The organism is Micromonospora sp. GCM10011542 (assembly GCF_042650685.1).
Taxonomy (GTDB): domain Bacteria; phylum Actinomycetota; class Actinomycetes; order Mycobacteriales; family Micromonosporaceae; genus Micromonospora.
Map to the genome: position 1 here is coordinate 90,942 of NZ_JBHSBO010000047.1, position 14,245 is coordinate 105,186.

Sequence of the window (14,245 nt, forward strand, 5' to 3'; positions counted from 1 at the left end):
TCGGCGTACCCGTGCCAAACGAGACGTCCCCCGTACCGGCGACCGGTACGGGGGACGTCGGGTGTCACTGTGGTCAGTCGGCGGTCGCCTCGGCCGGCGTACCCGCACCGGAACCGCCACCACGACGGCGCCGGCGGCGGCGCGGCTTCGACGGCTCACCGTCGGCGGTGGCCGTGGTCGGCTCGGCCGGGGTCGTGTCGGCGGAGATCACCGCGGTCGGCTCGCCCGCGACCGCCTCGCCGACGCGGCGGCGACGCCGGCGGCGCGGGGTGCGGGTGCCTTCCTCGGCGGCGCCGTCGGCGGGCGCCTCGGCGACGGCCGGCGTGCCGGCGTCGGAGCGGACCCGCGGGCTGTCGCCCCGTCCGCGCCGTTCGCCCCGGCCTTCGCTGCGGCCCTCGCCGCGCCGGGAGCCCCGGCCACCGCTGTCGCCCCGGCGGGGGCGGGTGCCGCCCAGGTCCTCCTCGACCTCGGCCGACAGGCCGGCCCGGGTCCGCTCGGCGGTGGGCAGCGTGCCGCTCACGTCGGTCGGGATGCGCAGGTCCGTGTAGAGGTGCGGGGACGTGTGGTACGTCTCCGGCGGCTCCGGCATCTCCAGACCGAGGGTCTTGTCGATGATGCGCCAGCGCGGCATGTCGTCCCAGTCGACGAAGGTCACCGCGACACCGGTCGCCCCGGCGCGGCCCGTGCGGCCGATCCGGTGGGTGTAGGTGTCCTGGTCTTCCGGGCAGTCGTAGTTGATGACGTGGGTGACGCCGGTGACGTCCAGACCACGGGCCGCCACGTCGGTGGCGACCAGAATGTCGATCTTGCCGGCCCGGAACGCCCGCAGCGCCCGCTCCCGCGCGCCCTGCCCGAGGTCACCGTGCACCGCGGCTACCGCGAACCCGCGGAAGTCGAGGTCCTCGGCGACCCGGTCGGCGGCCCGCTTGGTCCGCGTGAAGATCATGGTCAGCCCACGCCCCTCCGCCTGGAGGATGCGCGCCACCACCTCGACCTTGTTCATCGAGTGGGTGCGGTAGACCAACTGCTCGGTCTGCGGCGACGGCCCGGTCTCGGCGGTGTGCCCGGCGTGGATCGTCATCGGCTGGCGCAGGAAGCGCCGGGACAGGGTGACGATCGGGTCCGGCATGGTGGCCGAGAAGAGCATCGTCTGCCGGTCTTCCGGCAGCATCGCCAGGATCTTCTCGACGTCGTCGAGGAAGCCCAGGTCAAGCATGCGGTCGGCCTCGTCCAGCACCAGCGCGTGGACGCGGTCCAGTCGCAGGTGCTTCTGCTTCTGCAGGTCCATCAGCCGGCCGGGCGTGCCGACCAGGATCTCGACGCCCTTGCGCAGCGCCTCGATCTGCGGTTCGTACGCCACGCCACCGTAGATCGGCAGCACCCGGACGCCCCGGGTGCGGCCGGCGGCGGCCAGGTCCTTGGCGACCTGGATGCCCAGCTCGCGGGTCGGTACGACGACCAGCGCCTGGGGCACGCCGTCGCTGCCCTCGCCCGGCGCGAAGACCCGCTCCAACAGCGGTACGCCGAAGCCGAGGGTCTTGCCGGTGCCAGTGGGTGCCTGGCCGATCAGGTCGATGCCACGCAGCGCGATCGGGATCGCGTACTCCTGGATGGCGAACGCGCGGGTGATGCCCGCAGCGGCCAGTGCCTCGACGGTCTCCTCGCGCGCGCCGAGCGCGGCGAAGGTGGGGGCCTCCGGGCGGACCGGGGCGGTGGGGGCCAGTTCCTGGCCGTCCAACAGGTCTTGAGTCAACTCGCTCATATGGTTTTGGGGGTGCCCTCTCGTGGGTGCGCCCCTTCATGTCCTCAGGGCGCGTTCGGTTTGGCGCGGGCCACACGGTCGGCGGCGGAATGCCGAGCCGGACCGGGCCGCACGCGCGCCGGGGGCTGGACTTCGATCAGATCGGCGCCCACGGCAACTGCTCCATACTACCTGAACCGGCAGGCCCCCGTCCCGATTCCCGGCCGGCAGAGGGCCACGCGGGGGCGCGCAATGTGACCTGGGCCACACTGCCGGCTGACGCCGGGGCGGGTGGTCGTCGGGCCGCGCCGACACGGGCCGCACGGTAGCCTGCGCTCGTGTCCGCGCCGACCACCCCCGACCCCGCTGTCGCCGACCTGCTGGGCCTGGTCGCCTTCGGCGAACCGCTCGCCTTCGAACGGATGGCCGGCGACGCCCGGCTCGCCCCCGACCTGCACCGGCGGGCCGCACTCAGCGAGATGGCGGCGGCCGAAATCACCAACTACCGCCGGCTCGCCGACCGGCTCACCGCCTTGGGCGTGCCGCCCGAGGACGCGATGGGGCCCTACGTGGGGCCGTTGCAGGCGTACCACGACTCGACCGAGCCGCGCGACTGGGCGGAGGTGGTGACCAAGGCGTACGTCGGGGACGCCATCACCGACGACTTCATCCGGGAGATCGCCGACGCGTTGGACGAGCCCGACCGGCAGTTGGTGCTGGACGTGCTGCACGAGTCGCGGTACGCCGAGTTCGCCGCCGCCGAGATCCGGCTGGCGGTCGCGGCCGACCCCCGGGTCGCCGACCGGCTCTCCATGTGGGCCCGGCGGCTGGTCGGCGAGGCGCTGTCCCAGGCCGGCCGGGTCGCCGCCGAGCGGGCCGCCCTCACCACGCTCATCGCGCGGGGGGACCGGGTCGACGTACCGGGGCTGTTCCGTCGGCTGACGGTGGCGCACACCGCGCGGATGGCCGCGGTGGGTCTCAACAACTGACGCTGAGAGGCTGCGCCGGGCGCGGTGCCGGCCCGCGGCAGGTGGGGCTGGGCCGACCTGCCGCGATGGCCGGACCGGTCAGCGGACGGTGAAACCGACCGCCCGGGGCGACGCCTCGGCGATCTCGACGTAGGCGACCTTCTCGACCGGCACGATGACCCGCCGGCCCTTCTCGTCGGTCAGGGAGAGCGTGCCGCCGTTGCCGGCGAAGGCGTCGGTCACGATCTGCTCGATCTCGGCCGGCGACTGCGCGCTGTCCAGAACCAGCTCGCGCGGCGCGTACTGCACGCCGATCTTGACCTCCACTGTGCCTCCTCAACTGGGCGATAACCGCCCTGCGAAGGCTATCCGATCACCGGGCCGGCGGTCAGGCTGACTCACCTTGCAGCGGGAAGCTCGCGATGCCCCGCCAGGACAGCGCCGCGACCAGCGCCTCGGCCTCGGCCTTCGGCACCTGCCGACCACCGGCCAGCCAGAACTGCGCGGCGGTCTCGGCCGCCCCGACCAGCCCGGAGGCGAGCAGTTCGGCGTGGGCCCGGCTCACCCCGGTGTCGGAGATGATGGTGTCCGTTATCGCCGCGATACAGCCCTGCTCGACCCGTTCGACCCGTTGCCGGACCGCCGGGTCGTTGCGCAGGTCGGACTCGAAGACGAGGCGGAACGCCTCGCTCTCGTGGTCGACGAAGTCGAAGTACGCGCGCACCGACGCGCTCACCCGCTCCTTGTTGTCGCTGGTGCCGCGCATCGCGTCGTGCACCTTGGCGACGATGGCGTCACAGTGCGTGTCCAGCAACGCCAGGTAGAGGTCCATCTTTCCCGGGAAGTGCTGGTACAGCACCGGCTTGGAGACCCCGGCCCGCTCGGCGATGTCGTCCATCGCCGCGGCGTGGTAGCCCTGGGCGACGAACACCTCCTGCGCCGCCGCGAGCAGCTGCTTACGCCGCGCGGAACGGGGCAGGCGGGTAGGCCGGCCAGCGGTCTGTGCACCGTTCCCCACAGCGGTCATGGGACCCTCCGAGTTCTCCGTACGAGCCGGCATTTTCCCCCCGAACCGGTCGAGGCCCGAGAGCCCGTGGTGGAAATGGCCCGCCGCTGTAACTTATCGCCACTGTCACCACACGGTAGCCTCAGCGGGGGCGACCAAGGAGCGCGCGGTGAGTGAAACAGGGCAACCCGGAGCCGCCACCCCGGGAGAGCACGGCGACGGAACGGGTCAGCACGACGACCCGGGCCGCCCCGGCGGTGGGTGGGCGCCCCCGACGGCCGGCTGGTCCGGCGCGGGTGAGCGCGACGGGTCCCGCGACGATGCGCCGCGCTGGCAACCCGACTCCGCGTCGGGTTGGAGCACCTCGTCCTCCCGGCACATGGACCTGCCACCACCCCTGCCCGGGTTGCCCGGTGAGTCGCCGCCGGCCCGGGTCAACGGGCACCACGCCAACGGGGTCCGCTCCGTCGGCGCCGAGACGCCGACCGACCGGCCCTCCCCGGTGAGCGCGCCGCCCGGTCTGACCGGCGACGACGACCGGCACGACTCGACCGGCGACCGGTTGGTGGTGCCCGCGCAACGGCCCGCACCGCCGCTGGAACAGCCACTCGGCCCCCAGCACGGGCTCGTCGAGCCGGACACCGGTGCCGTCCGACACTCCGGCGCCGACCCGACGGGTGGTCGCGGCAGTCGGTGGGCCGATCCCGGCCGACCCACCTCGGCGCCGCCGGCCGTGCAGGTGCCGCCGGTCGGCACCGCCGCCTCGGGGTTCGAGGTCCCACCCGGCTTCCGGGCACCCACCGCCGACCGGTTGGCGGCCGACGGCCCGTCGGCGGACCCGCGCGGCTGGCAGGACCCGTTCCCGCCCGAGCCGCCGGCCGACGCTGCGGACCGGGCGGTCAGGGGCCACGCCGCGGAGACCTCTTCACCCTCGACGGTCGAGCCGTCCGGCGCCGAATCCTCCCGCGCCGAATCGTTCCGCGCACAGTCCTTCGGGGCCGACGAGTCCGACGACGTCTCCCGGGCCAGCGAGGCGCCCGGGGAGCCGCCGGCCGCCGAGCCGGACTGGTCCGGGCCGAGCTGGAACCGGCCGAGCTGGAGCAGCGGATGGGCGCCGCCCTGGTCGCGGCAGGGTGGCGAGCCGGTCGGGCGCCGCAGCCGGGACGAGTCCGCCCCGGCCTGGGCCGCCGAGCCCAATCAGCCGTACGAGCCGGTACGCGCGGAGCCGAGCCGCCCGTACGAGCCGGTCCGGGCCGAGCCGCCGCACGGGTTCGGCACCGGCCGGTCCGAGCCCGATCCGCAGACGACGGCCGGATCCGATCGCGAGATCGGCCGCCCGTCCTGGGCCGACGATCCCGCACCGACCAGTGCCCCGCCAGCGCAGGAGCGCCCGTCGTGGGCCGGTGGAGCTTCCGCCCCGTCCAGTGCGCCGTCGACGCCCGAGCGTCCCTCCTGGGCCGGTGGACCGGCGGCGAAGCCGACCAGCGTTCCGCCGGCACCATCCGAGCGGCCGTCCTGGTCCGGTGCGGCGAGCGCCACGCCGACCAGTGGCCCGCCGCTGTCGTCCGGCACGCCGCCGCTGTCGTCGGCCGGCACGCCGCCGGCACCCGAGCGGCCCTCCTGGGCCGGGCCGGGGCCGACCAGCGCCCCACCGGCACCGCCCGAGCGGCCGTCCTGGGCGAGCGATCCGACCCCGACCAGCACGCCCCCGGCGCCGGCGGGTCCGTCGCCGTCGATGGCGGAACGTCCCGGGTGGGCTGGTGGCCCACCGTCGATTCCGACCAGCGCGGGAGCGTCGTCGGCCGAGCGCCCGGACTGGTCCGAGGGACGCATCCGGCCGGCCATGAACAGTGCGGCCGCGGCCGACCGTCCGTCCTGGGCAGGTGGGCGGCCGGCGAGCGCCGGACGGACGTCGCCCCGGGGCGCCGACGCCGGCGATCCACCCCGGCCCGAGTCCAGGGCCGGCCAACCGTTCCGGCTCCGCCCGGAGAGCCCCGAGTCGCCCGGCCCCGCTCCGGTCGAGCCTCCCACCACGTCCGACCCCTCGCCGACCTCGACCGGCGAGCCGCCAACCGCGGCCGGTCCCGTCCCGACCTCCGCCACGAGCGGGTCCGGGCGTCGTGACCGCACCCTCCCCGCGCCCGCCCCGACGAGCGCACCTCCCTACGCGGCCCGCCGATCCGCCCCCGACCCGGCGTCCCCGGCCGATCCGGCCGACGACGACCGGCAGCCGGACCGCACGTCGGCGGTGCTGCCGCAGCGCGTCCCCGCTGAACCGGACGTGCCCATCGTGCCGGAGCCGCCAGCCGTGGAGCCACCCGCCGAAACCCCGCAACTCGCTCGCATCGCCACCCACCTGCGGCGGGAGGACGAACCCGCGCCCCCGCAGGAGCGCCCCGAGGGGTTCGACGTCAACGCGATCCTGGACGCGGTCCGTGGGGTACCCGGAGTGCGGGACGCGGCGCTGCGACGGACCCCGGCCGGTGCCCACAGCCTCCGTCTGGACCTGGCCGACGGCGCCGATCCGGCCGAGGTGAGCCGCCAGGTGGCCCGGCTGTTGCAGGACCGGATGGGTCTGGCCGCCGCACCGCAGAACCTGCCCGGCCCACCCACCACGCCGGTTCCGGCGGCCCGGCGCCGAGCCGCCGAGCCGCGGGGCAACGAACGCCGGAGCACCGAACCCCGCGACGCGGTCACCGGCTCTCGCGGCGCCTCCTCGGAGGGGCCGACCGGCGAGCTGACGACCAGCGACGGGTCCTCCGTCGCCGGCCGGGGCGGTCGGGCCGGCGCGAAGCCGGTCGACCCCGACCAGTGGGGCGGAGCGGACACCCAGCGCCGCCGCCGGCCGGGCAGCCTGCACCGGGGCCGGGCCACGGTGGAGGAGCCGGGTTCGGTCTCCGCCGCGCCGTCCGGCCCGGCCACCGGTAGTCCGGCCACGGTCGGCACCTCGTACTCCGGTGGTCAGGTGACCACCACGGAGTCGGCGCCGTCCCGGCCGCTCGACACCGGCGGCAACCCGGGGCCGCGGGTGGTCATCGACCACGTGCAGGTCAGCACCTTCGGCCTGGACGCCAACGTGGAGGTCCGGCTGCTCGCCGCCGGCGAGAGCGCTGCCGGTCACGCCACCGGGCCGGCGGTGGACGGCTACGTGCTGCGGCTGTGCGCCGTGGCCGCGGCCGCCGCGGTGGACGAGCTGCTGCGCGGCGGCGGCGGGAACGCCGAGCGGGGCCGGTGCTTCGTCGAGCACGCGGCGGTGGTGCCGTTCGGCAACTGCGAGGTGGCCACCGTGGTGGTGCTGCTGGTCTGTGACGGCTGGGTCGAACAGCTCGCCGGTTCCGCCCTGGTCGCCGGCGATCCGCGGCAGGCGGTGGTCCGGGCGACGCTGGCCGCGGTCAACCGTCGGCTCGAGGCGCTGCTGTCCTGAGTGGTCCGGGGCAGACTGGAGCGATGAAGCGCGCCACCCTCTGGCCCGACCATCTCCTGCCCGAAGACCGGATCCCGCCACCGTGGCCGGGCCGGGCGGTCGACCTCGACGGCACGGTGACGTACGTGCGGGAAACCCCGGCCACCGCCGCCGACGCGGAGCCGGCGCTCTACGTGCACGGGCTGGGCGGCTCGTCGCAGAACTGGACCGACCTGGCCGGGCTGCTCGCCGACCGGCTCGAGGGGCAGGCCATCGACCTGCCCGGGTTCGGCCGCAGTGAACCGGGCCGCCGGTACACCATCCCGTCCTTCGCCGAGCGGGTCGTCCGCTGGATCGAGCACTCCGGTCGGGGGCCGGTGCACCTGTTCGGCAACTCTCTCGGCGGGGCGATCTGCGTGCAGGTCGCGGGGCTACGGCCGGACCTGGTGCGTACCCTCACGCTGATCTCGCCGGCGTTGCCGTTCCTGGACTTCCGCCGCTCGTTGCAGGGCCGGATGCTGCCGCTGCTGGCCATCCCCCGGGGCGAACGGCTGGCCGCCTGGCGGCTGGCCCAGCTCGCGCCGGAGGTGATGGCCCAGCAGGTGATGGAGGCCTGCGTCGCCGACCTCAGCCGGATCAGCGAGCAGCGCCGGGCCGAGGCGCTGGAGGAGATCCGGGTGCGCTACGAGGCCGAGCACTACGCCGCCGCGTACGTCCGCACGTTCCGCGGGCTGGTCTCCAGCTTCCTGCGGGCGTACCTGCCCGGCTCGGGTTCGCTGTGGCGGCTCGCCGCGGCGGTGCGCGCGCCCACGCTGGTGGTGGGCGGCCGGCAGGACCGGCTGGTCGACGTGCGGGTCGCACCGCAGACGGCCCGGGTGATCCCGGACAGCCGGCTGCTGATGCTCGACGGTGTCGGCCACGTGGCGCAGCTGGAGGTGCCACGGTTGGTCGCCCGGGCGGTGGTGGGCCTGCTCGCCGAGGCGGAGGGCACCGGAACGGAGGAGGCGGTCCGGCGGCGCGATCTGGCAGGCTGAGCCGGATGTCCACGTCCGCCCGCCGCTCCGGTCGCCGTCGGTTCACGCTGATCGCCCAGTTGGTGGCGGTGGTGCTGGCCGTCGCCGCGGCGGTGACCGTGATCGCCGAGGGGCCGGGTGGTCACCCGGCCGCCGAGCGGTTGGCCGCCGACGAGATGGATGTGCCGGCGCTGTCGGCCACGCCGCTGCCGCCGTCGGTCGTCCCGGCCCCGTCCGCGTCGGCTCCGGTGTCGTCGAGCCCGGCGCAGAGCCCGTCGCCGGTACTGCGGATGCCCGGGGCGGTGCCGAGCGCCGGCGCCGGTCGGTTCTCCTACGACGACCGTGGCGGTCCGGTGCTGGGTCGCGCCGGTGAGGTGCGCCGCTACCGGGTGGCGGTCGAGGTGGGCAGCGGCGAGGACGCCGCCGCATTCGGGGAGGCGGTGCGGGTGGCGCTCGCCGGCCCGGGGAGCTGGGTCGACAGCGGCCGGCTGCGACTGCAGCAGGTGCCCGCCGGCGCGTCCCGCGACTTCACGGTCTACCTGGCCACCGCCGGTACGGCCCGTCGGATGTGCGCCGACGGCGGGGTGGACATCCGGGTCGGTGGCCGGGCGTACACCTCGTGTCGGGCACCCGGCCAGGTGATCATCAATCTGGACCGGTGGCGGCTCTCGGTGCCGCACTTCGTGCGGGCCAGGGTGCCTCTGCAGACCTACCGGACGTACGTGGTCAACCACGAGGTCGGCCACCAGCTCGGGCACCGGCACGAGCGCTGCCCGGGCAGCGGCCGGCCCGCGCCGGTGATGATGCAGCAGACCCTCTTCCTCAACGGGTGTACGCCCAACCCGTGGCCGTACGTCGGCGGTCGGCGCTACGCCGGCCCACCGCTCTGAGGCGGCGCGGCGCGGGTGCCGCTGCCACGACGGGGCACTTGCGGCAATAGCGGAGGTATGCCCGAATAATCTGGCAGGCTGGTCTTCATGACGCCGCCGTCCCCTTACGGCCCAACCGGCCCGCCCACGGAGCGACCGCCGCACCGGGCTGCGGGCGCGCGTCCCACGCTGGTCCGCATGCGTCGGCGACGTCGGCGCAGCCTGCTGGTCGCGCTGCTGCTGGTCGCCGTCGCCATCGGGGTGACCCTGTCCCGCGCCGGTGGCCCGCCGGCCGAGGTGCCCGCCACCACCCAGGGCCGCGTGGGCCACGGTGGCGGGGCCGGCGCGCACGCGGCCCCCACCGCCTACCCGTCCGCCGGTGCCGGCCGTTTCACGGCGGCCGACGGCGGTACGCCGGTCCAGGGCACGGACGGGCCGCTGCACCGCTACCGGGTCGCCGTCGAGCGTGGCGCCGGGCAGGACGTCGCGGCCTTCGCCGCCACGGTCGACGAGGTGCTGGCCGACCCGCGCAGCTGGATCGGCTCGGAAGAGCTGCGGGTGCAGCGGGTGGCCGAGGCCGCCGCCGCCGACTTCACCATCTACCTGGCCACCCCGGTCACCTCAGAGCGGATGTGCGCCGAGGGCGGGTTGAGCACCGAGGGCTACACCTCCTGCCGCCTCCCCGGCCGGGTGGTCATCAACCTGGCCCGCTGGCTGGAAGCGGTCCCGGACTACGGCGCCCCGCTGGAGACCTACCGGAGGTACGTGGTCAACCACGAGGTGGGCCACGAGTTCGGCGAGCAGCACGAGGCCTGTCCCGGCCCCGGAGAGCCGGCCCCGGTGATGCAGCAGCAGACGTACGGCCTGGAGGGCTGCGTCGCCAACGCCTGGCCCTACCTCGACGGCCACCGGTACGCGGGCGACCTCGTCCCCTGATCGGCACGGTTGGGCGGTTATTCCCGCTCCCGCATCGCGGGCCACGTGTCCTCCCTCATGGCCGGCGGGGGCCCCGTCGCGCGACAATGGCGCGGTTCACACCGCCGATCCCGGGGAGTCCACCGTGTCGTTGCCCCCGCTCGTCGAACCCGCCGCCGAGCTGACCGTTGACGAGATCCGCCGCTACTCCCGCCACCTGATCATTCCGGACGTCGGGGTGGCCGGGCAGAAGCGGTTGAAGAACGCCCGGGTGCTCTGTGTCGGCGCCGGTGGCCTCGGCTCGCCGGCCCTGATGTACCTCGCCGCGGCCGGGGTCGGCACGCTCGGCATCATCGACTTCGACACCGTCGACGAGTCCAACCTCCAGCGCCAGATCATCCACGGCGTCTCCGACATCGGCCGGTCCAAGGCCGAGTCCGCCGCCGCGTCGATCCGCGAGATCAACCCGCTGGTAAAGGTGGAGATCCACAACACCGCGCTGGACCGGGAGAACGTCCGCGAGATCTTCGCGCAGTACGACCTGATCGTCGACGGCACCGACAACTTCGCCACCCGGTACATGGTCAACGACGCCGCGGTGCTGCTCGGCAAGCCGTACGTCTGGGGCTCGATCTACCGCTTCGACGGCCAGGCGTCGGTGTTCTGGGCCGAGCACGGCCCCTGCTACCGGTGCCTCTACCCGGAGCCGCCGCCGCCCGGCATGGTGCCGTCCTGCGCCGAGGGTGGCGTGCTCGGCGTCCTCTGCGCGTCGATCGGCTCGATCCAGGTGAACGAGGCGATCAAGCTGCTGACCGGCATCGGCGAGCCGCTGGTCGGTCGGCTGATGGTCTACGACGCCCTGGAGATGGAGTACCGCAAGATCAAGGTCCGCAAGGACCCGAACTGCGTGCTCTGCGGCGAGAACCCGACGGTGACCGACCTGCTGGAGGACTACGAGGACTTCTGCGGCGCGGTCTCCGAGGAGGCCCAGGAGGCAACGCTCGACGCGACCATCACCGCGCTGGAGCTCAAGGAGTGGCAGGACGCCGGCAAGGACGTCTTCCTGGTCGACGTCCGCGAGCCGGCCGAGTACGAGATCGTCCGGATCCCCGGAGCCACCCTGATCCCCAAGGGCGACATCATCTCCGGCGAGGCGCTGGCGAAGCTGCCGCAGGACAAGCAGATCGTGCTGCACTGCAAGTCCGGGGTCCGCTCGGCCGAGGCGCTCGCCGCGCTGAAGGCGGCCGGGTTCCGCGACGCCGTGCACGTGCAGGGCGGCGTGCTCTCCTGGATCAAGCAGATCGATCCGTCGCTGCCGGCGTACTGACCGATCGCGCCGGGGCGGTCGACACCGCCGCCCCGGCACGGCCCGTTCGGACGCTCGCCCGCCGGGACGCGCGCACGAATCGACGCACGCGACTCCCGTCGGACTCCCGGCCGAAGCGACGCAGCCATTCCCGGCTGGCCGATTCCCCGAGGCGAGAAGACGTCTGCGCAGGTAGCGTGTCCGCCGTGGTCGACTTGGACGCCGCGGTCGGATTCGTCGTGGCTCACGGGGACGCGGTGGAGCGTGCCCGCCTCTCCTGGCTGCGCAACGGCACGCCGCCCCCGGAGGAGTTGCTGGAGACGGCCGAGGTCGGTCAGGCACCCGACGGCGGGTGGCCGGCGGCGTGGGGCGCCGACGTCGCCTCGGTCGACGCCACCTGCTTCCGGCTCGCCGAACTCGACGATCTGGGCGCGCTGGGCCGCCCGGCGGCTCGGCGGTCGCTGGACTGGCTGGCGTCCCGGCAGCAGCCCGACGGTGGCTGGGACGAGGACCCGGCACTGACCGGTTCGGCCCCGGAGTGGGCCCGGCCCGGCGATCCGGAGGCCATGCTCTACCTCACCGCCAACGCCGGCTTCTGGCTCACCGTCGCCGGTCTGGACGCCCGCGCCGCGGGACCGCTGGACCACCGGGTCGGCGGCGCGTACGCCGGGGTGGTGCACGCCGCCGCCCAGGCGCTGGCCGCGCGGCTGCGCCCGGACGGCAGTTGGCCGTCCTTCCTCGCCGCCGGCTGGCTGAGCGCCGCGGTGCTGCACCGGCAGGAGATGTTCTCCGAGTCGGCGCGGATCCAGGTGGTGCTCGCCGAGCGGATACCTCGGATGTCGCCGGGGGACGCGGCCTGGCTCGCGGTCACCCTGCGCCGGGTCGGCATCGACCCGCAAGACTGGATCATGGTGCGGGCCTGTCGGCGGCTGGCCGAGACCCAGCGCAGCGACGGTGGCTGGGAGAGCGACGACGGGCACCAGTTCGACGTGCACACCACGCTCTCCGCCATCCGCGCCTGCCGGCCGGCGGTCGGCTGAGCGTCCGACCCGGGCGGGTCAGTCGGAGAGCCCCGCGGTGATCAGCAGCCGCCGCCAGGAGTCGGCGTACCGGCCGGCGTGGCGCCCCCGGCGCAGCCGCTCGTCGCGAGCGACGTCCCCGAGAACGATCGCCACCAGCTCCGGGTAGCCCGGTCCGAGCACGTACCGGTCGAAGAAGGTGGCGAGGTCCGGCGCGATGACCGTGAAGGGCACGTCATCGTCGGGATGCTTGTACTGCCAGACGTAGTCGTCGGGTTCCATCCAGTAGACGTCGAGATCTTCGAGGTCGAGGTAGATCGGGTCGCCGCCCGCGATCGCGTCGCGCAGCCCCGCAGGGACGCTGCGTATCTCCTTGCCTACGACCAGTGGGCTGCCCATCGGGTCGTCTGGGTTCACGAGGTGCGCCGCCCAAGCGGCGGGAGTGCGGGTCTGCGGCGGTGGAAGGAACCGGAAGTTGTTCCCCTCCAGCCGATCGAACAGGCTGTACACCTCGGCGACGCCCGGCAGGTCGGGCAACGGCTCCAGGGGCTCCGGCGGGCCGATCACCACACCGGACCCGTCCTCGTCCGCCAGCCGGCGCAACACGGTCAGCTTCTCCGCGATCCGGGTCAGCGCGGCGGGGTCGTACCGGGCGTTCACCGGGCGAGGCTAGCGCACGTGCCCGTCCCCGGTGACCACGTACTTGGTGCTGGTCAGCTCGGGCAGGCCCATCGGGCCGCGGGCGTGCAGCTTCTGGGTGGAGATGCCGATCTCCGCGCCGAAACCGAACTCGCCGCCGTCGGTGAACCGGGTCGAGGCGTTCACCATCACCGCCGCCGCGTCCACCCGGGCGACGAACTCCCGCGCCGCGCTCGCCGAGTCGGTGAGGATCGCCTCGGTGTGCCCGGTGCCGTAGTGGCGGATGTGCGCGACCGCCGCGTCCAGCGAGTCGACCACGGCCACCGAGATGTCGGCCGACAGGTACTCGGTCGCGTAGTCCTCCTCGGTGGCCGGGACCACCGTGGCGGAGAACCCGGCCACCCGGGCGTCGCCGTGCACGGTCACCCCGGCCTCGGCGAAGGCGGCCAGCATCGGCGGCAGGAACGCGTCGGCGACCGCCGTGTGCACCAGCAGTGACTCGGCGGTGTTGCAGGTGGAGAGCCGCTGGGTCTTGGCGTTCAGGGTGACCGCGAGCGCCTTGGCCACGTCGGCGGCGGCGTCCACGTAGACGTGGCAGTTGCCCACCCCGGTCTCGATCACCGGAACGGTCGACTCCTCGACCACGGTGCGGATCAGCGACGCGCCGCCGCGCGGGATCAGGACGTCGACCAGCCCCCGGGCGCGCATCAACTCCTTGACCGACTCGCGCGAGCCGGCGTCGAGCAACTGCACCGCGTCGGCCGGCAGCCCGGTCGTGGCCACCGCGTCGCGCAGCACCGCGACCAGCGCCGCGTTGGAGTGCGCGGCCGACGAGGAGCCGCGCAGCAGCGCCGCGTTGCCGGACTTCAGGCAGATGCCGGCGGCGTCCACCGTGACGTTGGGGCGTGCCTCGTAGATGATGCCGACGACGCCGAACGGCACCCGGATCTGGCGCAGTTCCAGACCGTTGGGCAGGGTGGAGCCGCGTACCACCTCGCCGACCGGGTCGGGCAGCGCGGCCATCTGACGCAGCGCGTCGGCGATGCCGGCCACCCGGCCCGCGTCGAGGGCGAGCCGGTCCAGCACGGCCGCGCTCAGCCCGGCCTCCCGGCCGGCCGCCAGGTCCGTCGCGTTCGCGGCCAGGATCTCCGGGGTACGCGCCACCAGCGCGTCGGCCATCGCGGCCAGCGCGGCGTCCTTGGTGGTACGCGTGGCCACGGCCAGCGCCTCCGCCGCCACCCGGGCCCGTCGCGCCTGCTCGACGACGCTCATCCTGCACTCCTCACGCGTTAGGAAGGGCCCCCTGTACAACGCCAGGCGGCGGATTCGAGGGGTCGTTGCAACGCGGTGGCTTAGCTGGTGACGG

General features: G+C 74.5%; 12 protein-coding genes. 7 read left to right on the plus strand and 5 right to left on the minus strand.

Annotated elements, in window-relative coordinates; translation table 11 throughout:
- Positions 1–73: 73 nt before the first annotated feature.
- Positions 74–1,762 carry a DEAD/DEAH box helicase gene (locus ACFOW4_RS17300; RefSeq protein WP_377528871.1) on the minus strand — a complete coding sequence of 563 codons (1,689 nt, stop codon included), beginning with the start codon at positions 1,760–1,762 and terminating at the stop codon, positions 74–76.
- 317 nt (positions 1,763–2,079) lie between these two features.
- Between ACFOW4_RS17300 and ACFOW4_RS17305 the strand changes: the two genes are divergently transcribed.
- Complete coding sequence (locus ACFOW4_RS17305; RefSeq protein ID WP_377528873.1) at positions 2,080–2,730, plus strand: ferritin-like fold-containing protein; 651 nt, start codon at positions 2,080–2,082, stop codon at positions 2,728–2,730.
- A gap of 78 nt (positions 2,731–2,808) precedes the next feature.
- Here the strand turns inward: ACFOW4_RS17305 and ACFOW4_RS17310 are convergent, their stop codons facing one another.
- The gene (locus ACFOW4_RS17310) at positions 2,809–3,036 is read right to left on the minus strand and encodes a DUF3107 domain-containing protein (RefSeq protein ID WP_030329796.1); all 228 of its coding nucleotides are present in this window, start codon (positions 3,034–3,036) and stop codon (positions 2,809–2,811) included.
- 61 nt (positions 3,037–3,097) lie between these two features.
- Positions 3,098–3,736, minus strand: a complete 639-nt coding sequence (locus tag ACFOW4_RS17315) for a TetR/AcrR family transcriptional regulator (protein ID WP_074314694.1) — start codon at positions 3,734–3,736, stop codon at positions 3,098–3,100.
- Positions 3,737–5,042: 1,306 nt separating this feature from the next.
- Here ACFOW4_RS17315 and ACFOW4_RS17320 point away from each other — a divergent pair.
- From ACFOW4_RS17320 to ACFOW4_RS17345, 6 genes are all read left to right on the plus strand, one after another.
- Positions 5,043–7,139 (plus strand): hypothetical protein, encoded by a 2,097-nt coding sequence (locus ACFOW4_RS17320; RefSeq protein ID WP_377528902.1) that lies wholly within the window; start codon positions 5,043–5,045, stop codon positions 7,137–7,139.
- A 23-nt stretch (positions 7,140–7,162) separates the two neighbouring features.
- The gene (locus ACFOW4_RS17325) at positions 7,163–8,152 is read left to right on the plus strand and encodes an alpha/beta fold hydrolase (RefSeq protein WP_377528876.1); all 990 of its coding nucleotides are present in this window, start codon (positions 7,163–7,165) and stop codon (positions 8,150–8,152) included.
- 5 nt (positions 8,153–8,157) lie between these two features.
- A complete protein-coding gene (locus ACFOW4_RS17330; protein ID WP_377528878.1) occupies positions 8,158–9,021 on the plus strand; it encodes a DUF3152 domain-containing protein in 864 nt (287 codons plus the stop codon).
- 177 nt (positions 9,022–9,198) lie between these two features.
- The gene (locus tag ACFOW4_RS17335; protein ID WP_377528881.1) at positions 9,199–9,936 is read left to right on the plus strand and encodes a DUF3152 domain-containing protein; all 738 of its coding nucleotides are present in this window, start codon (positions 9,199–9,201) and stop codon (positions 9,934–9,936) included.
- A 124-nt stretch (positions 9,937–10,060) separates the two neighbouring features.
- Positions 10,061–11,242: an adenylyltransferase/sulfurtransferase MoeZ gene (gene moeZ / locus ACFOW4_RS17340; RefSeq protein WP_377528884.1), complete on the plus strand. Its 1,182-nt coding sequence runs from the start codon at positions 10,061–10,063 to the stop codon at positions 11,240–11,242.
- Positions 11,243–11,427: 185 nt separating this feature from the next.
- Entirely contained in the window at positions 11,428–12,261 is an 834-nt protein-coding gene (locus ACFOW4_RS17345; RefSeq protein WP_377528885.1) for a prenyltransferase/squalene oxidase repeat-containing protein, read from the plus strand.
- 18 nt (positions 12,262–12,279) lie between these two features.
- Here the strand turns inward: ACFOW4_RS17345 and ACFOW4_RS17350 are convergent, their stop codons facing one another.
- Positions 12,280–12,900, minus strand: coding sequence for a hypothetical protein (locus ACFOW4_RS17350; RefSeq protein ID WP_377528888.1), 621 nt, complete (start codon positions 12,898–12,900; stop codon positions 12,280–12,282).
- A gap of 9 nt (positions 12,901–12,909) precedes the next feature.
- On the minus strand, positions 12,910–14,151 hold the full coding sequence (locus ACFOW4_RS17355) for a glutamate-5-semialdehyde dehydrogenase (protein ID WP_377528890.1): 1,242 nt from the start codon (positions 14,149–14,151) through the stop codon (positions 12,910–12,912).
- Between the last annotated feature and the right edge of the window lie 94 nt (positions 14,152–14,245).